Here is a 20,349-nt window from a genome sequence, read left to right as displayed (position 1 = left end):
CTCTGGTCCGGGCGGGGTCAACCCCGCGCAAGTACCTTGTTCACCAGATCGGCCGCCGCGGTAAAGGCATGATTGGCATCCATCTCGCTGGTATCGAGCAGCAGGGCGTCGTCTGCCTGCACCAGCGGGGCGGCGGCGCGGGTGCGGTCGGCCTCATCGCGCGCGGCAAGCTCGGCGCGTACCGAGTCGAAGCCGGGATCGATTCCATGGGCAAGCCGCTCAAGATGCCGGCGTTTCGCCCGCACATCCAGCGATGCGGTGACGAAGAGTTTCACGTCGGCCTCAGGAAACACGATCGTGCCGATGTCCCGCCCGTCCAGTACCGCGCCGGAGGAAGCGGCGAAACGGCGCTGGAAGTCGAGCAGGGCGGCGCGCACCGGTCTGATCGAGGCAACTGCGCTGGCCGCACGGTCAACCTCCGGGGTGCGCAGGTCGCCGCGTTCGAGATCGAGCCGGCTGAGCGAGCGGGCCTGTTCCGCGCTGGCCGCGGGATCGGCCGGATCGCCCCCTCGGTCGAGCACGCGCCGCGCCACCGCGCGGTAGAGCAGCCCGGTGTCGAGATAGGGCAGGTTGAAGGCGGCGGCGAGGCGGCGGGCGAGCGTGCCCTTGCCTGATGCGGCCGGCCCGTCGATCGCGATGACGATCGGTCGCGTCATGCCGCCGCCTCGATCGCCGCGCCGATCTCGCGCATCAGCGGCAGGAAGTCGGGGAAGCTCGTATCGATGAAGCGTGCATCGTCGATGGTCACCGGCGTTGCGGTGGCAAGGCCCATGACCAGCGCGCTCATCGCCAGGCGGTGGTCCATATGCGTCGCCACCGTGGCGCCGCCGCGCGCGCCACCCCCCTCGATGATGAGGTCGTCATCCTCCACCCGCGCCTTCACGCCGTTGGCAGTGATCATGGCGAGCGTCGCGGCGAGGCGGTCGCTTTCCTTCACCCGCAGTTCCGCGAGGCCGCGCAGCCGCGAGGTGCCGCGCGCCATCGCGCAGGCGATGGCGAGGATCGGGTATTCGTCGATCATCGATGGCGCGCGCCCCTCCGGCACATCGACGGCGCGCAGGTCAGACGCCGTGACGATGAGATCGCCCACCGGCTCGCCGCCGGCCTCGCGGGCGTTCACGATCGCGATCGCCGCTCCCATCTCGCGCAGGGTGAGAAACAGGCCCGTCCGCAGCGGGTTCAGCCCGACCCCCTGGATCGTGACGCGCGAGCCCGGCACGATCAGCGCGGCGACGATCGGGAAGGCGGCCGATGATGGATCACCGGGCACGACGACATCCGCGCCGCGCAGCTCCGGCTGCCCCCGCAGGCGGATCAGCTTGCCGGTGCCGTGCGCCGCAACGTCCACCTCGGCGCCGAAATGGCGGAGCATGTTCTCGGAATGGTCGCGGGTCGGCTCCGGCTCCTCGATCTCGGTGATTCCGCGGGCATTCAGCCCGGCGAGCAGCAGCGCCGACTTCACCTGGGCGGAGGCGACCGGCAGGCGATAGGAAAGCGGCATCGCCTCGGCGGCGCCGCGGACCGAAAGCGGCAGGCGTCCGCCCTCGCGCGCGGCGAAGACCGCACCGGTCGCGGCCAGCGGGTCGATCACCCGGCGCATCGGCCGGCGGCGCAGCGAGGCATCGCCCGTCATGACCGCGAAAATGTCGTGGCTCGCGAGAATGCCGCACAGCAGCCGCGCGGCGGTGCCGGAATTGCCCATGTCGAGCACGTCATCCGGGCTTTGCAGCCCGCCGATGCCCGGGCCGGAGGCGCGCCACTCGCCCGGGCCGGTCCGCTCCATCGTCGCACCCAGCGCGCGCATGGCGGCGGCGGTGCGCAGCACGTCCTCGCCTTCCAGCAGGCCGGAAATCCTGGTTTCGCCGACAGCCAGACCCGCGAACATCAGCGCGCGGTGGGAAATCGACTTGTCGCCCGGAACGGTGATCGTTCCAGCAAGCGGTGAAGCGGGACGGCGAGATGTCTGGGGCAGCGGGGCAGCGTGTTCCATGGCGCGGCGCTTACCACGAGTGAGCGAATTTGCCAGCCATCATTGTCGACAGCTCTCAGGGTTTGACAAGCGGGGCGATGGGTGGCATGGCGCCCGCCCTGACGGAGTTCCACCGTTTACCCTGCAATGCGAGGCTCTCATGGCGAAGCCTGAACTTGGCGACAAACACACCTGCGTGTCCTGCGGCGCGCGGTTTTTCGACCTCGGCAAGGCTCCGGCCGTCTGCCCGAAATGCGGCACCGAGCAGCCGGTCGAGCAGCCCAAGCTGAAACGCAGCGTTCCCATCCCCGATGATGTCAAGAAGCCCGCCAAGGCGCAGGCCGCGGAGGACGATGTCGATACGGATGACGTCGAGGATGCGGGCGATGACGACATTCTGACGGATGCCGACGATCTCGAGGACGACGACGCGATCGATGCCGATATCGAGGTCGAGCGTGACAGCGACGAGAACGAAAGATAATTTTTCTTTCCTGGTCGAATTTGTTTACCGGATTGTAATCCGGGGCGGGTCATTTTCGGAGGCAGCCAAAAACGGCTGTTTCCGTTGGACAGCCTGAGAAGGACATTCGCGATGACCCAGTTCGCCTCGGCGAAAACCGCCGACCAGCACGATCCGATCGTCAGCCCGCTCATTCTCGTCGATCGACTTATCTCGCTTGCCCAGGATGCGGAGCGGGCGGGTCTGACGACTGTTGCCAATCGGCTTGTTCGTCTGGCGCTGCGCAGTTGCGTCCCGCCGACAGGCGGGCCGATCGCTCACTGACCCGCCACGGATATTCCCGGACCTCCCGTTTTGACCTGCCACGGCAGTCTCGCTATTGCCGGGGCATTGACGGGAGTCCTTGAATGTCTGAACACAAAGCCGCCTCCACCAAAACACCTTCGGGGCCGCTCGCGGGTTTGACTGTTTTCGATCTGACCCGTGTGCTCGCCGGTCCCACCTGCGTGCAGATGCTGGCCGATCTCGGCGCCGAGGTGATCAAGATCGAGAAGCCCGGCAGCGGCGACGACACACGCGGTTTCGCGCCGCCCGCCCTGCCGGGAACCGAGCAGAGTGCTTATTTCGCCGGTGCCAATCGCAACAAGCGGTCGGTGACGCTCGATATCGCCAAGCCAGAGGGACAGCAGCTCGCGCGTGCGCTGATCGCGAAAAGCGATATCCTGGTCGAGAACTTCAAGGTTGGAACGCTGCCGCGCTACGGCCTTGGCTATGAAGATCTCAAGGGTGGCAATCCCGGCCTGATCTACTGCTCGATCACCGGCTTCGGCCAGACCGGACCCTACGCCTCCCGGCCCGGCTATGACAGCCTGATCCAGGCGATGGGCGGCATCATGTCGCTTACCGGCGTGCCGGATGGCCAGCCGATGAAGGTGGGTGTGCCGGTGGCGGACCTGTTCGCCGGGCTATACGGCGCGATCGGCGTGCTCGCCGCGCTGCGCCATCGGGAAATGACCGGGCAAGGCCAGCATATCGATATCGGCATGCTGGACACGCATGTTGCCTGGCTTGCCAACCAGGGCATGAATTATCTCGCCACCGGCAAGAATCCGCCGCGGCTTGGCAACGAGCATCCAAACATCGTGCCCTATCAGGTTTTCGCCACGGAAGACGGCCATATCGTTCTCTCGATCGGCAATGACCCGACCTTCGCGCGCTTCTGCAACGCGTTCGGGCTGGAACACCTGCTGGCCGACGAGCGATTCATGACGAATGCCGCCCGCGTCGCCAATCGCGCCTTCGTGACCGAAACCCTCGCCGCAGTGCTGCTGCAGCACCCTTCGGCCTGGTGGCTGGAACGGCTCGAAGAGCTGAAAATCGGCTGCGGCCCGATCAATACGCTGGAGCAGGTCTTCGCCGATCCGCACGTGATCGCGCGTGGCAATCTGATCGACATGACCAGAAACGATGGCGTATCGGTGAAACTGGTCGCCAATCCGGTCCGTCTGTCGGAAACGCCGGTGGACTATCGTCTCGCCCCACCCAATTTGGGGGAACATACGGATGAGGTGCTGACCGACATGCTTGGACTCGACGAAGCCGCCCGCGCCGCGCTGCGCCGGGACGGCATCATCTAAAGGGAAGCCGGTCGTGGCGCGGCAGGGTTTTGTTCCCTATCTGCTTGGCAACGATTTCCATCGGCTCGCCTTCGTGGAATTCGGCAACCCGGCCGCGCCGGCCGTGCTTTGCGTGCACGGCCTGACCCGCAACGGGCGCGATTTCGACAGTCTCGCCGAAAGCCTCGCCGATCGCTACCATGTCATCTGCCCCGACCTGCCGGGACGCGGACGTTCGGAATGGCTGCGTAACGGGGCGCTCTACCAGCCGCCCTCCTATGTCATTGCACTGGCGCATCTGCTCGCCTGGCTGAACAAGCCGGTTGCCTGGGTTGGCACCTCGCTTGGCGGGATTTGCGGCATGATGGTCGCGGCGGCGGCGCATACGCCGATCACTCGCCTCGTGCTCAACGATATCGGCCCGCATATCCCGGCCGCGGCGTTGGGCCGGATCCGCGATTACATGAGCGAAGCACCCGCAATTTTTCCCGACATCTCGGCGCTCGAAGCCCATCTGCGCGTTGTGCACGCGCCGTTTGGCCCGCTGACCGATCCGCAATGGGCTGACCTCGCACGTCATTCGGCGCGGCCGGTCGAGGGTGGGGGGGTCGCTCTCCATTACGATCCCGCGATCGCCGAACCGATCCGCGCCTCGGTGCCCATGGACGCTGATCTTGGTGGTATCTGGCAAGCGGTTCGGGTTCCTGTGCTCGCGCTCCGCGGAGCGACGAGCGATCTGCTGACCGAGGCAACGCTCGCGCGCATGGAAGAGGATGGTGCCGCGACGCATACCGTCCCGGCCTGCGGCCACGCCCCGGCGCTGATGGATTCGCCTACCATCGCGGTGATCCGGCGGTTCCTGGACGGCGCCTGATGTCCTGGCGGCGGCGCCTCGGGCTCTGGAGCCAGGGTCTGCGCGCCGCCATCATCGAGCTGATGAGTGGCGAAATGTCCCTCGTCGCCGCCGGTTGCGCCTTCTATGCCACGCTGTCGCTGTTTCCGGCGATCACGGCGCTGATTTCGCTCTATGGCCTCGCGTTCGACCCGATATCGGTTGAACCGCAGCTGCTCTATCTGAAGCATCTGATGCCGCCGGCGGCCTTTGACCTGATCGGCGGGCGGATCCAGCAACTTGTGTCGGGCGGCAAGACGACGCTGGGCATCGGCCTGATGATTTCCCTCGGGTTCACGCTCTATTCCTCGTCATCGGGCACCAAATCCCTGATCTACGCGCTGAACATGATCCACAAGCGGCAGGAGACGCGCGGCTTTTTCAAATTCCAGGCGGTGACCCTCGGAATGACATTGATCGCCATGATCGGGGCGATCATCGCCATCGCCGTGCTGGTCGGCATGCCGCTTGCGCTCGCCTTTCTGGGCCTTTCGAATGCGCCGGCGATGCTGACGGTGCTGCCCGGGTTTGGCCTGCTGATCGGGTTCATGGGCATCGCGCTCGGACTGGTCTACCGCTACGGGCCGGCCTTCGGGCGTGGCGCGGGGCATCCGATAGCCCCGGGTGCCCTGGTGGCGATCCTGGCCTGGCTTCTCGTGTCATACGGGTTTGCCGTCTATGTCGGTCGCTTTGCCGCCTACAGCCAGACCTATGGGCCGCTCGCCACGATCATCGGCCTGATGATGTGGTTCTACCTGAGCGCCTACGCCGTGCTGTTCGGCGCCCTCTTCAACGCGATGCTCGACAGGGCCGCTGTTGCATACAGGCCATAGTTGGAAAACTTGCCACACGTCCGGGGATGAAAGCCTGAACCGGCGTTGTCGCCGCGCTACATTGGGATTATGCGTTTTAGACTTGTAAAAACTAATGATGCGTGAGGCGTTGCCGTGCACCGATTCCAGATTGTATTCTGGGGTTCGGTCGAGAAGGTCGTCGTGACGCGCCGCCGCGGTGCCGCATGAGTCGCAAGCCGCCACGGCGTTCTGCCGAACTGCCGACCGAATCCGTGCTGCGCGAGTTCATCGCCGAAGCGGGAACGCGCCTGCGCAAGGGGGATATTGCGCGCGCGTTCGGCCTCGGCCCTGACCAGAAACCGGCGCTGCGCGCGATGTTGCGGACTCTCGAGCGCGATGGCGTGCTGGTGCGTGCTGGCGGGCGACAGGTGCGTGCGGCCGAGGCACTGCCGGAACGCTGCGTCGTCGAGATCACCGGCACCGATCGCGACGGCGATCCGCTCGCCCGGCCGGTTGGCTGGGACCGGCCCGGCAAGCCGCCGATCATTTTCATGATGCCGGAGAAACGCGGCCATGCCGCGCTCGCGCCGGGTGCCCGCATACTCGCGCGACTGCGGCGAATCGACGATGATCGTTACGAAGGCCGCACGATACGGCGACTCGATGAGGAGCCGGCCAGCATCATCGGCGTGTTCCGGGCCGAGGCGGAGGGCGGCTGGATCGAGCCGGTCGACCGCAAGAGCCGCGCTGAGTGGAAGGTTCCGCCGGGCGAGACTGCGGGGGCTGAAAGTGGCGATGTGGTTCGCGCCATGCCGTTGCCGGCCTTCGGCTACGGGCCGAAGCCTGCGCGTATCGCCGAGCATCTCGGCCGGATGGGCGACGCCCGCTCGATCAGCCTGATCGCCATTGCGGCGCTGGGGATTCCGGCCGATTTCCCTGAAACCGCCATCGACGAGGCCAAGCGCGCCCGCGGCGTTCGCCCCGGACGACGGACCGATCTGCGCGAAGTGCCGCTGGTGACGATCGACGGGGCCGATGCGCGCGATTTCGATGATGCCGTCTTCGCCGAACCGGCCGGGCCGGGACATCGCATCGTCGTCGCCATCGCCGATGTCGCGCATTACGTGCGCCCCGGCTCTGCGCTCGACCGCGAGGCGCTGAAGCGCGGCAACTCGGTCTATTTTCCCGACCGCGTGGTGCCGATGCTGCCCGAGGCGCTTTCCAATGGCTGGTGCAGCCTGCGCCCGGGCGAGGACAGGGGGTGCCTGTTCGTCGAGATGATCGTGGATTCCGAAGGCCGCAAGCTGAGCCACAAATTCGGCCGCGGCCTGATGCGCAGTTTCGCCCGTCTGACCTACGAGGAGGTGCAGGGCGCCTTCGAGTCCGGCCGGGAAGCCGATCTGCCGGACGGGACGCTCGGCCATCTCTACGCCGCCTATCGCACGCTGCTGGGCGCGCGACAGGCACGTGGAACACTCGACCTCGACCTGCCGGAGCGCAAGATCACGCTCGACGAGGCCGGCCGGGTGACGGATGTGGCGCCGCGCCCACGGCTCGACAGCCACCGGCTGATCGAGGAGTTCATGATCCTCGCCAATGTCGCGGCGGCAGAGGAACTGGAACGGCTGCGCCAGCCCTGCATGTATCGCGTACACGCCCCACCTTCGCCGGAAAAGCTGGATTCGCTCCGCAACCTGCTGGCGACATTCGAGATTTCGCTCAAACCTGGCGACCAGCTTCGCCCACGTGACCTCGACCACGTGCTTCGCCTCGTCTCCGGCACCGATGCCGCCCCTCTGGTGAACGAGGCCGTGCTGCGCAGCCAGAGCCAGGCGGAATATGCGCCCGAGAATATCGGCCATTTCGGCCTCGCGCTGAACAGCTACGCGCATTTCACATCGCCGATCCGCCGTTATGCCGATCTTCTGGTCCATCGCGCGCTGATCGCCGGGCTGAAGCTCGGCACCGACGGGTTGCGCTCCGAGCATGCCGAGGGCTTCGAGACGATTGCGGCCGCCATCACCTCGACCGAGCGCCGCGCCACCGATGCCGAGCGGCAATCGGCGGATCGCTATCTTGCCGCTTACCTGGCCGACCGGATCGGCGAGCATTTTGGCGCGCGGATCAGCGGGGTGACGCGGTTTGGTCTGTTTGTCACCCTCGATGCGACCGGTGCTTCCGGTTTCGTGCCGATGGCGCTGTTGCCCGACGATTTCTGGCATTTCGACGAGACTGACGGCACGCTGTCAGGCACCCGCTCCCGCGTGGTGTTCCGTCTCGCCGATACGGTGCTTGTGCGGCTGCGCGAAGCCAAGCCGGTGACCGGCGGGCTGCTGTTCACCCTGATCGAAGGGGGCAGCGCGCCGGGTGAGGGGAAGGGACCAGGACGCCGCCTGCCGGCGCGCAAGGGCGGCGGCAGGAAGCCTGGTCGCGCGCCGTCCAGGCAGAAACGCGGACGCCGATGAGCAGACTGCCGGCGCACTCACGCCCCCGCCGTTTCGGGGCGTGTCATGTCCGTCGATCGAGATTTGCGCCGCTGATCAGGCTCATCGTCGCGATGATATGCGTCGTGACGCCGCTGCCTGGGGCGCAGGCGGACCAGCACGGGTTTGACACCGCCCGTGTCGCGGCGGTCTGGGGCGCTGCGCTGGCTTTCATGGCGCCGCGAACGCTCGAACCGCTCGGCATACCGCGCATGGCGGTATGGGGGCTTTCGGGCATTACCGCGCTCGATCCGGACATCGCGGTGCAGGAGAAGTCCGGCAAGCTCGTTCTGTTCGGTCCGAACCGCGTCATCTACGCGACCGTCGCGCCACCTGCCGGGGATGCGGCAAAATGGGGCATGGCCTGTGCTGCGGTCGCATCGCAGGCCTACAAGGCGTCGCCTGTCATCAAGCGGGCTGGCACCGGCGGCATGATCCGCAGCTTCTTCGACGAGTTGTTCAACCATTTCGATCCTTATTCCCGCTATGTCGCCCCCCGCGATGCGGCCTCCGAACGGGCGCTGAGGCTGGGCCGTGGCGGGATCGGCATGAGCCTGGCGCGCCAGAACGGTCTTGTCGTGATCACCGGGGTCACGCCTTCAAGCCCGGCTGACCGGGCCGGCATCGCCCCCGGCATGCAACTCCTCGCAATTAATGGTCAGGAGACAGTCGGTCAGCCCGTCGGTCAGTTGCAAATGGACATCGCCGGTCCCATCGGAAGCAGTGTCAATCTGACGATCCGGCCGGGAAACAGCCTGCCGCAGACCATCACGCTGAACCGCGCCCTCGTGCCGACGCAGAGTGTCAGCGGCCAGATCGATGACGGGATCGGCTATATCCGCGTGGCAGGGTTCGATCACGGCACCGCGCAGCAATTCGCCGCCACGCTCGCGCATCTCGCGCAGGCACAGCCGGCGCCCAAGGGAATCGTCATCGATCTGCGCGGCAATCGTGGTGGCGTGCTGCGTCAGTCGGTCCTCAGTCTCGACACCCTGCTGTCGCGGGGGACCATCATTCGCACGGTTGGCCGAGATCCCGCCGCCAACAAGGTCTGGCAGGCGGAGGGGGCGGATATCGCGCGGGGCTTGCCCGTTGTGGTGCTGGTCGATGGCAGCACCGCCAGCGCCGCCGAGGTATTCTCGGCCGCGGTCGCGGACAATGACCGCGGCGTCGTGCTCGGTAGTGCAACGCTCGGCAAGGGCCTGGTGCAGAGTGTCACCGAATTGCCGGGCGGAGGAGAATTGTTCGTGACCTGGAGCCGGATGATTGCGCCTCGCGGCTGGCCTTTGCAGAGCCTGGGCGTGTTTCCGCAGGTCTGCACCAGCCTCGGCACCGATGTCCTTGCGAACCAGATCGCGGCCCTGAAGCGCGGTGATGACCTGCTGCGCAAACCGCTTGCCGAAACCCGTGCCTCACGGGCGCCGATGCCTCTTGCCGAGGTGCTGGCCCTGCGCGAATCCTGCCCGGCGGCGATCGGGGCGAGTGGCTATGAGCGGGCGGCCAGGGCGCTGATCGACGATCCGGCAGCCTATCGTGCCGCGCTGATCCGGCCGCTGCTCGATGATGTTCGCGCCGGGGGTTGACCGGGCCGGCAAGGTCGATCATATCGACCCGATCGGAGAACACGCATGGCCAAGACGAACACTGTTCAGATCAAACTCGTTTCCACCGCCGACACCGGCTTCTTCTATGTGACCAAGAAGAACGCCAAGGCGCAGACGGGCAAGCTCGAGTTCCGGAAATATGATCCGGTTGCTCGCAAGCACGTGACGTTCAAGGAAGCGAAGATCAAGTAGCTGGTTGCGGCACCATCGTGCCGCATACGCGGTTTACCTGATTGTATGAAAGGCCCGGCCTTGTCCGGGCCTTTACTTGTGTTCGCTCCATGGATGCGTAAGGCGGCGTAAGGCAGTCCCGATCCGGATGGATCGGACAAGGACGCATTCCTCCGGAACGCCTGTCAGAGCAGCTCCAGCACTCTCTCTGCCGCTGCATTGCTGGGGGTGGACGCGCCTGGAATCGCAAGCGTCGCGAGAGCGGCGGCAAATCCCGCACGCTGCGCATCTGCCAGTGAAGTATCGCCAAGCAGCGATGCAATCTCGGTCGCCAGTCTCTCAGGCGTGCATGATTGCTGCAACAGCTCCGGAACCAGTTCCTCGCCGGCCAGCAGGTTGATCATCGCCGCGTGCTTCACCTTGACCAGCCTTCGGGCCACGAAGGCGCTGATCGGGTTGACTCGATAGGTCACGGCCATGGGCACGCCGGCAAGGGCGAGCTCCAGCGTCGAGGTGCCGGATTTGGTCAGGGCGGCGGCAGAAGCGGCAAAGGCGTCATATCGTTCGGCTACATCGGTGACGATGAGCGGCGGGTGCGTCCAGGTGGCGGCCTCGGCCCGCAGTTCGCCGGCCAGTGCCGGGGCTGCGGCCAGCACCGGCATGAGATCGGGAAATCTTGAGCGCAGGCGTTCGACTGTTGCGCCGAAGATCGGCATCAGCCGGGAGGTTTCGGTGCGGCGGCTGCCGGGCATGAGGATCAGCGGCCGCGTGGTCTCGGCAAGGTCGAAACGGGCACGAAACCGCGCTGCGTTACCGGCATCAGCGCCCGATTCGAGGACCGGATGGCCGACAAAGACCGGGTTCAACCCATGCGGCGCGAAAAAATCCGGCTCGAAGGGGAGAAGACAGAGCAGCCTGTCCCACAGACCGGGAAAATGCCTGACCCGCCCCTGCCGCCAGGCCCAGACCTGGGGAGCGACGTAATGAACGCGCCGCATGCCGAGTGGTGCTATGCGTCGCAGCAGGCGAAGCGTGAAGCCCGGACTGTCGATGGTGACGACGATATCAGGTCGTTTCGCGGCAATGTCCGCCACGGTCTGTTCGAGTCGGTGGCGCAGCCGGACGATCTTGGGCAGCACTTCCGCCAGGCCCATCAGCGCCAGGTCCTGCATCGGGAACAACGACGCGACGCCCTGCTCGGCCATCCGCGCGCCGCCAATGCCAGCGACCTCGATGCCGCCGGCCCGCGCACGCATTGCAGCGATCAGGCGGGCGCCCAGCACGTCACCGCTCGCTTCGCCGGCAACGATGTAAACCAGGGTCATGTCAGCCGGACCACCGGGGCTGGCGCCGGATCTTCGGGCCAGTCGGTCCGGTTTCTGACCGCCGGGTCGGCGCGCGTTGCCGCGAGGCGGGCTGGATCGAGCGTTGTGAACAGCAGGTCCGGCGAATCCAGCGCGCCGCGGGCCAGCAGCCCGTCCTCCGGGAAACCTCGATCAACCGGTCCGAAAACACAGGTATAACCGCGATTTTCATCTACAGCGGCCGACCACGGGGCCATCCCTGTGGTTGGCGCCACGGCGGTAAAGCACTGGTTTTCCAGTGCCCGCGCCCGGGCCGACAGCCGCACCCGGTTGAAACCGTGCAGTGTGTCGGTGCAGGCCGGGATCAGGATCGTGTCCGCTCCGGCGAGCACTTGCGCACGCGTCAGCAGGGGGAACTCGGAATCGTAACAGATGGCGATGCCGAGCCGGCCGAAATCGGTCTCGAATACGGCGGTGGACTCGCCTGGCACGATCCCCCAGCGCTCGGACTCGAAGCGCGTCATTACCCGCTTGTCCTGAAAGGCGATGCGACCGTCTCCATCGATCAGTGGCGCCCTGTTGCGGATCTTCCCGTCGACGCCGCGCATGGGGACCGACCCGGGCAGGACCAGCAGGCTGCGCGCGCGGGCGAGGGTGCGGAAACCCGCCACCAGCGCATCGGCACGGCTGACGACGGCATCGAGCTCGGCCGTAATATCCGGTGCAGCGACAAAGGCGCCGGCGAGCGCCATCGAGGCATATTCCGGCAGGACGAGAAGATCGGCGCCGCCGAATTTCGCATCCTCGATCAGTCGATCCACGGTCGAGAAAAAATCATCGAGGCCCTCGGGGCGGCGGATCGGGAAGGGCGAGAGGGCGATCCGCATCGTCAGGCGCTGCCCAGTGGCTTCATCCACACCTGGAGCCGGTTTTCCACCTCTCCGACACCGCCGATCTCCCGCCAGCGCATCCGGCATGCGAGATCGGGCACAGGGGCATACCCGCGCTTGCGCCAGAACGCGTCGAGCGTGGTTGCGTCTGCCGGGCGGCGCTGATCGGTCTCGTCGCGGATCACGGCGCAGAAGGCGGCATATGTCGCGTCCGAAACCGAGCGTGCATGCGCCTCGCGCTCACGAAAAAAGCCGACGCCGATGCCCCGGCCGCGATAGGCTGGCAGCAGCACCGATTCGCCGAAATAGAAGACCGCAGCCGGGTCGAACCCGAAGGCGCGGAATGGTGCCTGCATGGCCTCGTCCTCGTCGGTGAGAGGCAGGCAGGTGGAGGCACCGATGATGGTCTCGCCCTCCCTTGCAATCACGATCGCGGCGCGTTCGCTTGCGGCGTAGGTCGCGACATAGTCGCGCTCATATGCCTCGTCGCCGTCATAGAGATAGGGCCAGGCGCGGAACACCTCGATCCGCAGGCGGGCGAGTGATTCGAGATGCGGCAGGATCGCCGCACCTCGAAGCGTTTCGGTCAGAAGCGGAGGCCGAATGGCCTCAGCTCCCCGTCTTCGCGGCTGTGTCGAGTTTCGCCGCATCGGCAAGGAAACGCGTCAGCGCGGCTTTCTTCTGCGAGAGCGACAGACCGCGTTCCTGCGCCACGACCGGGCAATACGCCGCCATCAGGAATGCGGACATGCGCTGCGCGCTGATGCCTGGATAGGCCTTGCGGATCGCCGCAATCAGCAGACGGGTGCGGTTGCCGAGGGTGGCCGGCGTTGCGCCCTGCATCATGTCCATCACCCCGTGGCCGGGAGACACGAGATCCGGGGTCAGCAGCGGACAGTTCATCTTGCGCGCAGCGGCGGAGGCGATCGGCGGGAGATCGAGATAGTCCGCATCCGCCAGTGCGATGTCATGGGGCGGTGCTGATTCGCGGATCGCCAGCACCTTTGCGGCATTGGCATCGGTCACGCCCTTATTGCCCCAGGCGGTGCGGACGTAGTTCGCGATGGCCGCGATCTGCGAGTCATCCAGCATCGAGCCAAACGCGGGCATGGCCGGGCCATTGACATGCCACGGGATCATCCCGCCGAGGACGACGCCGATCACGTTGTCGGACGGCCCGTTGGTCACCGCATCGTTGCCGGCGAGGTTGGGGAAAACGTCCTTCACACCCTTGCCATCCGCCTGGTGGCAGGCGGCGCAATTCTGATCGTAGAGCATCTTGCCCTGCGCGAGTTCACCCTTGGCAAGCGCTACCGGCTTCACCGGGTTCTCGCGCGGCGGTGTTGCCGTCTGGAGATAGGCGGCGAGGTCGTCGATATCCTGCCGCGGCATCTGGCTCAGGCTGTAATTGACCACCGACTGCATCGGCCCGAACGCCGAGCCGCGGTTCATGTTGCCGCCGTCATGCAGATAGTCGACCAGATCGCTCCGGCTCCAGCCGCCGACACCATAGGTTTTCGAGGATGATATGTTCGGCGCATACCAGGGTTCGCCAAGAATCTGCGCGCCGGCGAGCGTGTCGCCGGACTTGATGGCGAAGAGCAGGTTGCGCGGCGAATGGCATTCGCTGCAGTGGCCGAGAGCTTCGGCGAGATAGGCGCCCTTGCGCACTGCGGGCGACCAGTCCTTCTTGTCGTGGATTGGCGCGGTGCTGAAGAACATGATCCGCCAGCCGAGCAGCATCGCCCTTATATTGAACGGAAAGCCCAGCCGGTTTGGCACGTGTGGCACATCGACGGCCGGTATCGCATCGAGATACGCCTTGATGGCCGTCACGTCCGGCTTCGTCAGCTTGGCGTAGGACGTATAGGGCATCGCCGGGTAGAGATATTTCGGAAACACGCCGAGCGAGCTGCCGGGCGAGATGCCGTAATGGAGAGCGTCGTAAAACTGCCCTTGCGTCCACTTGCCGATCCCCGTTGCTTTCGCAGGGGTGATATTCGGCGAATAGATCGTGCCGAAGGGTGTCACGAAAGACAGGCCGCCCGAGAACGGCTTCGCGCCGGGGGCTGTGTGGCAAGGCATGCAGTCGGCCGCGGCCGTGAGGTATTCGCCGCGTTGCACCTCGGCGATCTGCGTCTGGCTCATCCCGCTGGTATTCGGTTTGGGCAGGGCAGGAAACGCCCCGGGTGCCGCCGCGGTCGGTGCGGGAACATAGGCGCCCGACCCCTGGCCAAAGGCAGCTTCGACACCGAGCACGCCAGCCAGCACGGCGATCATCGTTGCTGCGGTCCAGAGCGGGGCGCGTCGGAAGCTCATTTTCCTTGAGTGCGGCATCGAATTCTACCTGTTCTGTGCATTGCGGGAGCCTGCATGGCCAGTCATGTTTCTAATTCGCCATATCTGCAGATTGATCAAGTGTCGGATCGGCCTCTTCACAGACCGTGCCGATCTTGCTAGAGGGCCTTTGTCGACGCGCTGCGACGCGGGCGATCATGTGTGATGGGCGCATAGCTCAGTTGGTAGAGCAGCTGACTCTTAATCAGCGGGTCCAAGGTTCGAGTCCTTGTGCGCCCACCATCTCACTGAAAATACTGTGTTCTTTGTCATTCAGCACGGAAACCCGGTTGCTGAAATGGTTGAGTGTTGTGCTGTCGCCGGCATACGCTAGATTGCTTGCATGGCAGATGGCAGCGAAACATCCACGAGCGAAAAATTGCCGGAAAATCGGCCCCGGTCACACCACGATCTGGGTGGCGTTTCGGCCTTCATGTGCTCCGGGGTCGACACCGAGCCCCACACGCTGACCGATTTTGATCGTGAGGTCGATGCGCTGCGGCAGTTGCTCAGCCTGAAGGGGTTGATGAGTGTCGACGAATTGCGCCGCGGGATAGAGGCCATTCCGGAACAGGATTATCACGCTCTGGGCTATTATCAGCGCTGGATACGCTCGATAGCCGATAATCTGCTGTGCCGTGGAGTGATTACCGAGGCCGAATTGCGCCGCGCCCTGGCGGCGGCATGACCGCCTTCGCGCCCGGAGACAATGTTCTCGTACGGGATGATTGGCCCGAGACAGGGGGAGCCGTTCACATCCGCACACCGCATTACGTTCGCGGCATGCAGGGTGAAATCCGTGCCTATCTCGGGCGGTTCCCCAATCCCGAAGATCTGGCCTTTGCCCGACCTGCGCCTGAGCTCGAGCTCTATCATGTCGCCTTCCCGCTTCAGGCAATATGGCCTGAGGGGCGAGGAGACGATGAGATCCTGATCGAAATCTATGAAACCTGGCTGGCCAGACCATGAGCGCACCGGACGACCTGCTTTCCGCTCCCGCCGAACATCTTCTCGTCGCCATCCGCGATATCCTGGCGGAGAAATCCATTGTCTCGTCGGCCGAGATCGCCGACCGGATCGCGATTACCGAAGCGGCGAGTCCGGCCCAGGGCGGGCGCATCGTCGCACGCGCCTGGGTTGATCGGGCGTTCCGCCAACGCCTCCTTGATGACGGAACCCGCGCCGTGGAAGAGCTGGGGGTCGTCATGCGGGGGGCACCGCCGCTCGGCGTCGTCGAAAATAGCGGGTCGGTACATCACCTTGTGGTCTGCACCCTGTGCAGTTGCTACCCGCGGGCAGTGCTGGGCTATCCGCCTTTCTGGTTCAAATCGGCATCCTATCGTGCCCGCGCCGTGCGCGATCCCCGCGGGTTGCTGGCCGAATGGGGAACCAGCGTTCCCGACAATGTGAAGCTTCGCGTTGTCGACTCCACCGCTGATTATCGCTGGATGGTTCTGCCGCAGCGACCTGCCGGAACCGAGGGCTGGGACGAGGAAAGACTGGCGTCGATCGTCACGGCCGGTGACATGATCGGTGTCACGGTGCCGAAGATCAAATGAGATCCAGCCGCCCGCCAAGCATATTCCGCCAGGTACATGATGTTTGAAGATGACAAAATTCGCGTTGGCCTGGTCGGCTATGGGTATGCCGGGCGCGCATTTCATGCGCCGCTGATATCGGCAACAGATGGCTACCGGCTGACGGCGATCGCCTCGCGCGAGCCGGCGAAGGTTCGTGCCGATCTGCCCGGCCTGCCCGTGGAGGCCGACCCGGTCGCCCTGTTCAATCGTGACGACATCGATCTGGTTGTTCTCGCGTCACCGAACGAGACGCATCGTCCTCTCGCCGAAGCCGCGCTGGCACGCGGGAAACATGTCGTTGTCGACAAGCCCTTCACGCTTGACCTCGCGGATGCGAGATCTGTCATCGCCGCCGCACGACGCGCGGACCGGATCGTCTCCGTTTTCCAAAATCGGCGCTGGGACAGCGATTTTCTGGGGATTCGCAAGGCTGTCGAAGACGGGCTGATCGGCGAAATCTTTCATTTCGAATCCCATATCGACCGGTTTCGTCCGGACGTGCGGTCCCGCTGGCGGGAACAGGCTGGCCCGGGGGCCGGATTGTGGCTCGATCTGGGGCCTCATCTTGTCGATCAGGTGCTTTGCCTTTTCGGGATGCCGCAAAATGTGCAGGCCAATTTTGCGGCTCAACGCAATGGTGCTGTGGTCGAGGACTGGGTGCATGTGGTTCTCGATTATGGCAAGCGGCGTGCGATTTTGCATGCAGGAATGCTGGCCGCCGGTGGTGGGCACCGTTTCGTCGTGCATGGGGATAGGGGAACGCTGGTCAAACGCCTCGCCGACATCCAGGAAGACCAACTGCGCGCTGGCATGCGGCCGGGGTCGGACGGATGGGGCAAAGACCCGGACGATATGCTGCACTTCGACCAGGCCGGGGTGACGCGCGAAGTCCCCGTTCCGGCGGGCGATCATCGCAGGTTTTACGCTGAACTGCGTGACGCATTGCGTGGCGGTGGCGGCGGTCCGGTTCCACCGCGCGATGCGCTCGCGGTCATGGCCGTGATCGAGGCCGCCGCACGCTCATCGCAAAGTGGAGAAGCGGTTGTTCCAGACATCGTCGGGCCGGAAAAGGCGGCCTGATCGCCCCAGGCCAGAGGAATTTCCGATCCGAAAGGATCGGATGTAGTGCTCTAAAGCCGGGCGCGCGCGCTGCGCGGTGTCGCGAGGAGCAGGTTGGTTTCGCTGCCGGTTATGCCGGGAATCAGCCTGATGCGCCTGAGAATGGCGTCGAGATCGGCCAGGCTTGGGGCTGCGAGTTCAACGATCAGGTCCCATTTGCCGTTCGTCGTGTGAACCTCGATGACCTCGGGAAAGCCGCTGAGGGCGCGAACGACCTGGTCCGCAGCGCGGCCCTCGACTTCGATCAGCATGATCCCTCGCACTGGCGCCGCGACCGTATCGGCGCGTAGCACCACCGTGTAGCCGATAATCACGCCGCTTTTCTCAAGCCGTTCGATCCGGGCGCGGACCGTGGCGCGCGAAATCCCCAGCGCGAGCGCAAGGTCGGAGATGCTTCGTCTGCCATCGTGGCGCAGCAGGGTGATCAGTCTTTCGTCGAGGGAACCAGCCTGTGTCATGCACGCTATCTATATTCTGATCAAAGGCATCAGGCAAAATGGCAAAATTGACGATCATTTTTATCAATAATCCTGCTCAACTCAGCCATGGTTCCGTGGTTCGCTCGCCCTCATGGAAAGCAACGGCATCCCGGGGGGAGTGATGGTGCAGCACAAGCAATGTCGGCTGATCGGAGCCCCTGTTCAGGACGGGGCGGGACGGCCTGGATGCGACATGGGGCCAAGCGCATTCCGGGCGGCCGGGATTGCCAGGGCGATCGCCGAACTCGGCCATGCCGTGGAAGATTTGGGGAATATCGCCCCTGCGCTGGTCCGGCCGGCATTGCATGGCAACAGCGCGATCAAGGGGTTGCCCGAGGTCGCGGGGTGGACGTCGGCCCTGGCCGACGCGACCTATGCCGCATTCGATTCGACTGAGGTTTTTCCGGTCTGTCTCGGTGGCGATCATAGCCTGGCGGCGGGATCGCTCACGGGGCTGTGTCGCCGGGTGAGGGAATGGCAAAAGCCGTTTTTCGTGTTGTGGCTTGATGCCCATCCGGACCTCCACACGCTGGAGACAACCAAAAGCGGCAACCTGCATGGCGTACCGATGGCCTATGCGACCGGATTGCCGGGGTTTGACGGGTTTTTCCCGCCGCAGGCGGCATTCATCGACGCTGCGAATATCTGCATGCTCGGCATTCGCAGCGTCGATCCTGCTGAACGGCGCGTGATCGAACGGACCGGCATGACCGTTCACGACATGCGCGCGATCGACGAGCACGGGATCGCGCCGCTGCTTCGTGCGTTTCTGGGCCGGGTGGCGGCGGCCGGTGGCCATCTGCATGTGAGCCTCGATGTCGACTTCCTCGACCCGGGGATTGCGCCTGGCGTCGGGACAACCGTGCCGGGCGGGGCGACCCTCCGCGAAGCGCATCTCGTCATGGAGATGCTGCATGACAGTGGCCTTGTCGGCAGTGTCGATCTCGTCGAACTCAACCCGTTTCTCGACGAACGCGGACGAACAGCGGTGCTGATGGTCGATCTGCTGGCCAGCCTTCTCGGCAGGCGTGTGCTCGATTACCCGACAAGGAGCTATGCACAATGATTCCGAAACTGAACATCGTTCCGTTCGTCAATGTCGATAACATGATGAAGCTGGTGCTGCGCACCGGCATCGAAGAGTTTATCGTCGGGTTGGCCACGTATGTCGAAGATGATTTTCGTCGTTGGCCAAGCTTCGACAAGACGCCCCGTGTCGCATCGCATAGTCCCGAAGGGGTGATTGAGCTGATGCCCACCAGCGATGGCCGGACCTATGGGTTCAAATACGTCAACGGTCATCCGAAGAACACGCGCGAAGGCAGGCAGACGGTCACAGCCTTTGGTGTCCTTGCCGATGTGGGGACCGGCTATCCCGTTCTGCTGTCCGAGATGACGCTGCTCACCGCGCTGCGGACCGCGGCAACCTCGGCGGTTGCCGCGCGGCATCTCGCGCCGCGGGGCGCAAGCTGCATGGCGATTATCGGAAACGGTGCGCAATCGGAATTCCAGGCTGTTGCGTTCCGACGCCTGCTCGGGATCCGCCATCTTCGGCTGTTCGATATCGATGCCGAGGCGACGCGCAAATGCATGCGCAATCTGTCCGGCCTTGATATTGACGTCACACCTTGCACCTCGGCGGAAGATGCGGTGGCCGGGGCGGACATCATCACAACGGTCACCGCAGACAAGCAATATGCCACGATTCTGACTGACAACATGGTCGGGTCAGGTGTTCATATCAATGCAGTGGGTGGTGACTGTCCGGGCAAGACCGAACTCCATCGCGATATACTGCTGCGTTCGGACATATTCGTCGAATACACGCCGCAAACACGTATCGAGGGTGAAATCCAGCAGCTTCCGGCCGATCATCCGGTCACTGAACTCTGGGAGGTGATTGGCGGCGCGGCTGAGGGCCGGCGGGATGCGAGACAGATCACCGTATTCGACTCGGTCGGCTTCGCGACCGAGGATTTTTCGGCACTGCGTTTTGTCCGCTCACTTCTGGCTGGAACAGGGCTTTACGACGAACTCGACATGTTGGCGGACCCCGACGAACCGCGGGATCTGTTCGGCATGCTGCTCAGGGCTTCAAGGGAGACGGCAATACAAGAGGCGCCCCGATCATAGAGCGATGTACGATCCTCGCGGAGCGGAGTGTAACCTGGCACGAATTTCGAAGCGTCTTGATCCAGATCATATCCGGCAAGAATGGTTGTGGTGTATCCAACAAATCAGACGTTTCTCCCAGACGTTGAATTCCCTGTTCCAAACTAATGCCCCAGCTTCGTCTGGGGCTTTTTTTGGAATATATATTTCTATTTATGGGATAAGCAAAAATACTTTATAAAGACATTAATCATATATTTACAATTAAACGATAAGCGACTGAGCCATGAACGGAAAATCAATGAAAAGCAGGCTTGGTCATGGAGTTTTTGAAACGTTCTGAGTGGCTGATACTTGGCGTTCTGGCTGGCTGTTTGTCTGCAGCAATCATCGTGCTTGCCGCAAAATATGCCTACGAAAATCACATATATTTTTTCTCAAATAACGACTATTATAATCAAAAAAGCGCGTATTATTTCAAACAGATCAAGGATTATAGAAATCTTGAGCCCGGCCAGCTTATACATATGGTAAAT

The 20,349-nt window shown here is 64.1% G+C and carries 21 protein-coding genes, 1 tRNA gene and 1 pseudogene; 16 read left to right on the top strand and 7 right to left on the bottom strand.

Annotated features, from left to right (window positions below; all coding sequences use genetic code 11):
• Nucleotides 1-17: 17 nt before the first annotated feature.
• Both cmk and aroA read right to left on the bottom strand, forming a co-directional pair.
• Entirely contained in the window at nucleotides 18-656 is a 639-nt protein-coding gene (gene cmk / locus B7Z76_RS06705) for a (d)CMP kinase (RefSeq protein ID WP_291342910.1), read from the bottom strand.
• A complete protein-coding gene (gene aroA, locus B7Z76_RS06700) occupies nucleotides 653-1,990 on the bottom strand; it encodes a 3-phosphoshikimate 1-carboxyvinyltransferase (RefSeq protein ID WP_291342908.1) in 1,338 nt (445 codons plus the stop codon). Before aroA ends, cmk begins: the two co-directional genes overlap by 4 nt.
• A gap of 19 nt (nucleotides 1,991-2,009) precedes the next feature.
• Here aroA and B7Z76_RS06695 point away from each other — a divergent pair, with 19 nt between their 5' ends.
• The 8 genes from B7Z76_RS06695 (at nucleotide 2,010) to rpmG (ending at nucleotide 10,013) form a co-directional block, all read left to right on the top strand.
• On the top strand, nucleotides 2,010-2,453 hold the full coding sequence (locus B7Z76_RS06695; protein ID WP_408736370.1) for a TIGR02300 family protein: 444 nt from the start codon (nucleotides 2,010-2,012) through the stop codon (nucleotides 2,451-2,453).
• Between the two features lie 111 nt (nucleotides 2,454-2,564).
• Entirely contained in the window at nucleotides 2,565-2,756 is a 192-nt protein-coding gene (locus tag B7Z76_RS06690; protein ID WP_174502925.1) for a hypothetical protein, read from the top strand.
• 83 nt (nucleotides 2,757-2,839) lie between these two features.
• Nucleotides 2,840-4,069 carry a CaiB/BaiF CoA-transferase family protein gene (locus B7Z76_RS06685; RefSeq protein ID WP_291342906.1) on the top strand — a complete coding sequence of 410 codons (1,230 nt, stop codon included), beginning with the start codon at nucleotides 2,840-2,842 and terminating at the stop codon, nucleotides 4,067-4,069.
• Between the two features lie 13 nt (nucleotides 4,070-4,082).
• The gene (locus B7Z76_RS06680; RefSeq protein WP_291342904.1) at nucleotides 4,083-4,922 is read left to right on the top strand and encodes an alpha/beta fold hydrolase; all 840 of its coding nucleotides are present in this window, start codon (nucleotides 4,083-4,085) and stop codon (nucleotides 4,920-4,922) included.
• Nucleotides 4,922-5,773, top strand: coding sequence for a YihY/virulence factor BrkB family protein (locus tag B7Z76_RS06675; RefSeq protein WP_174502922.1), 852 nt, complete (start codon nucleotides 4,922-4,924; stop codon nucleotides 5,771-5,773). Before B7Z76_RS06680 ends, B7Z76_RS06675 begins: the two co-directional genes overlap by 1 nt.
• A 185-nt stretch (nucleotides 5,774-5,958) precedes the next feature.
• On the top strand, nucleotides 5,959-8,199 hold the full coding sequence (rnr, locus tag B7Z76_RS06670) for a ribonuclease R (protein WP_291342903.1): 2,241 nt from the start codon (nucleotides 5,959-5,961) through the stop codon (nucleotides 8,197-8,199).
• A gap of 104 nt (nucleotides 8,200-8,303) precedes the next feature.
• Entirely contained in the window at nucleotides 8,304-9,800 is a 1,497-nt protein-coding gene (locus tag B7Z76_RS06665; RefSeq protein WP_291342901.1) for a S41 family peptidase, read from the top strand.
• A 45-nt stretch (nucleotides 9,801-9,845) separates the two neighbouring features.
• Entirely contained in the window at nucleotides 9,846-10,013 is a 168-nt protein-coding gene (rpmG, locus tag B7Z76_RS06660) for a 50S ribosomal protein L33 (RefSeq protein ID WP_007424241.1), read from the top strand.
• Nucleotides 10,014-10,177: 164 nt separating this feature from the next.
• Here the strand turns inward: rpmG and lpxB are convergent, their stop codons facing one another.
• From lpxB to B7Z76_RS06640, 4 genes are all read right to left on the bottom strand, one after another.
• Nucleotides 10,178-11,317, bottom strand: a complete 1,140-nt coding sequence (gene lpxB, locus B7Z76_RS06655) for a lipid-A-disaccharide synthase (RefSeq protein WP_291342896.1) — start codon at nucleotides 11,315-11,317, stop codon at nucleotides 10,178-10,180.
• Complete coding sequence (locus B7Z76_RS06650) at nucleotides 11,314-12,189, bottom strand: carbon-nitrogen hydrolase family protein (RefSeq protein ID WP_174504795.1); 876 nt, start codon at nucleotides 12,187-12,189, stop codon at nucleotides 11,314-11,316. The genes lpxB and B7Z76_RS06650 overlap by 4 nt, the downstream gene beginning before the upstream one ends.
• A complete protein-coding gene (locus B7Z76_RS06645) occupies nucleotides 12,186-12,707 on the bottom strand; it encodes a GNAT family N-acetyltransferase (protein ID WP_174502918.1) in 522 nt (173 codons plus the stop codon). The genes B7Z76_RS06650 and B7Z76_RS06645 overlap by 4 nt, the downstream gene beginning before the upstream one ends.
• An 88-nt stretch (nucleotides 12,708-12,795) precedes the next feature.
• Nucleotides 12,796-14,505, bottom strand: coding sequence for a c-type cytochrome (locus tag B7Z76_RS06640; RefSeq protein ID WP_236656280.1), 1,710 nt, complete (start codon nucleotides 14,503-14,505; stop codon nucleotides 12,796-12,798).
• A 185-nt stretch (nucleotides 14,506-14,690) separates the two neighbouring features.
• Between B7Z76_RS06640 and B7Z76_RS06635 the strand changes: the two genes are divergently transcribed.
• The 5 genes from B7Z76_RS06635 to B7Z76_RS06620 all read left to right on the top strand — a co-directional run bounded on the left by B7Z76_RS06635 (nucleotide 14,691) and on the right by B7Z76_RS06620 (nucleotide 17,183).
• Nucleotides 14,691-14,766, top strand: a tRNA-Lys gene (locus B7Z76_RS06635).
• 100 nt (nucleotides 14,767-14,866) lie between these two features.
• A complete protein-coding gene (locus B7Z76_RS16325; protein WP_174502916.1) occupies nucleotides 14,867-15,211 on the top strand; it encodes an SH3-like domain-containing protein in 345 nt (114 codons plus the stop codon).
• The gene (locus tag B7Z76_RS16320) at nucleotides 15,208-15,492 is read left to right on the top strand and encodes an SH3-like domain-containing protein (protein WP_174502915.1); all 285 of its coding nucleotides are present in this window, start codon (nucleotides 15,208-15,210) and stop codon (nucleotides 15,490-15,492) included. Before B7Z76_RS16325 ends, B7Z76_RS16320 begins: the two co-directional genes overlap by 4 nt.
• Nucleotides 15,489-16,082: a nitrile hydratase subunit alpha gene (locus B7Z76_RS06625; RefSeq protein ID WP_174502914.1), complete on the top strand. Its 594-nt coding sequence runs from the start codon at nucleotides 15,489-15,491 to the stop codon at nucleotides 16,080-16,082. The genes B7Z76_RS16320 and B7Z76_RS06625 overlap by 4 nt, the downstream gene beginning before the upstream one ends.
• 36 nt (nucleotides 16,083-16,118) lie before the next feature.
• Nucleotides 16,119-17,183: an oxidoreductase gene (locus B7Z76_RS06620; RefSeq protein WP_236656279.1), complete on the top strand. Its 1,065-nt coding sequence runs from the start codon at nucleotides 16,119-16,121 to the stop codon at nucleotides 17,181-17,183.
• Nucleotides 17,184-17,233: 50 nt separating this feature from the next.
• Here B7Z76_RS06620 and B7Z76_RS06615 read toward each other — a convergent pair whose 3' ends face one another.
• Nucleotides 17,234-17,680 (bottom strand): Lrp/AsnC family transcriptional regulator, encoded by a 447-nt coding sequence (locus B7Z76_RS06615; RefSeq protein WP_174502912.1) that lies wholly within the window; start codon nucleotides 17,678-17,680, stop codon nucleotides 17,234-17,236.
• A gap of 112 nt (nucleotides 17,681-17,792) precedes the next feature.
• Between B7Z76_RS06615 and rocF the strand changes: the two genes are divergently transcribed.
• The 3 genes and pseudogenes from rocF to B7Z76_RS06600 all read left to right on the top strand — a co-directional run.
• A complete protein-coding gene (gene rocF / locus B7Z76_RS06610; RefSeq protein ID WP_236656277.1) occupies nucleotides 17,793-18,767 on the top strand; it encodes an arginase in 975 nt (324 codons plus the stop codon).
• A complete protein-coding gene (locus B7Z76_RS06605) occupies nucleotides 18,764-19,834 on the top strand; it encodes an ornithine cyclodeaminase (protein WP_174502911.1) in 1,071 nt (356 codons plus the stop codon). The genes rocF and B7Z76_RS06605 overlap by 4 nt, the downstream gene beginning before the upstream one ends.
• 299 nt (nucleotides 19,835-20,133) lie before the next feature.
• Nucleotides 20,134-20,349, top strand: a pseudogene (locus tag B7Z76_RS06600) (hypothetical protein); the annotation flags it as partial.

Source organism: Acidiphilium sp. 20-67-58 (assembly GCF_002255515.1).
Taxonomy (GTDB): Bacteria; Pseudomonadota; Alphaproteobacteria; order Acetobacterales; family Acetobacteraceae; genus Acidiphilium.
Note: the sequence above shows the minus strand (reverse complement) of the source record. Positions and strands in the feature narration are given on the sequence as shown.

Coding starts and splice junctions, on each gene's coding strand:
- cmk (WP_291342910.1), bottom strand. CDS start 656: ATGACGCGACCGATCGTCATCGCGATCGACGGGCCGGCCGCATCAGGC.
- aroA (WP_291342908.1), bottom strand. CDS start 1,990: ATGGAACACGCTGCCCCGCTGCCCCAGACATCTCGCCGTCCCGCTTCA.
- B7Z76_RS06690 (WP_174502925.1), top strand. CDS start 2,565: ATGACCCAGTTCGCCTCGGCGAAAACCGCCGACCAGCACGATCCGATC.
- B7Z76_RS06685 (WP_291342906.1), top strand. CDS start 2,840: ATGTCTGAACACAAAGCCGCCTCCACCAAAACACCTTCGGGGCCGCTC.
- B7Z76_RS06675 (WP_174502922.1), top strand. CDS start 4,922: ATGTCCTGGCGGCGGCGCCTCGGGCTCTGGAGCCAGGGTCTGCGCGCC.
- rnr (WP_291342903.1), top strand. CDS start 5,959: ATGAGTCGCAAGCCGCCACGGCGTTCTGCCGAACTGCCGACCGAATCC.
- rpmG (WP_007424241.1), top strand. CDS start 9,846: ATGGCCAAGACGAACACTGTTCAGATCAAACTCGTTTCCACCGCCGAC.
- lpxB (WP_291342896.1), bottom strand. CDS start 11,317: ATGACCCTGGTTTACATCGTTGCCGGCGAAGCGAGCGGTGACGTGCTG.
- B7Z76_RS06640 (WP_236656280.1), bottom strand. CDS start 14,505: ATGAGCTTCCGACGCGCCCCGCTCTGGACCGCAGCAACGATGATCGCC.
- B7Z76_RS16325 (WP_174502916.1), top strand. CDS start 14,867: ATGGCAGATGGCAGCGAAACATCCACGAGCGAAAAATTGCCGGAAAAT.
- B7Z76_RS16320 (WP_174502915.1), top strand. CDS start 15,208: ATGACCGCCTTCGCGCCCGGAGACAATGTTCTCGTACGGGATGATTGG.
- B7Z76_RS06625 (WP_174502914.1), top strand. CDS start 15,489: ATGAGCGCACCGGACGACCTGCTTTCCGCTCCCGCCGAACATCTTCTC.
- B7Z76_RS06620 (WP_236656279.1), top strand. CDS start 16,119: ATGATGTTTGAAGATGACAAAATTCGCGTTGGCCTGGTCGGCTATGGG.
- B7Z76_RS06615 (WP_174502912.1), bottom strand. CDS start 17,680: ATGACACAGGCTGGTTCCCTCGACGAAAGACTGATCACCCTGCTGCGC.
- rocF (WP_236656277.1), top strand. CDS start 17,793: ATGGAAAGCAACGGCATCCCGGGGGGAGTGATGGTGCAGCACAAGCAA.
- B7Z76_RS06605 (WP_174502911.1), top strand. CDS start 18,764: ATGATTCCGAAACTGAACATCGTTCCGTTCGTCAATGTCGATAACATG.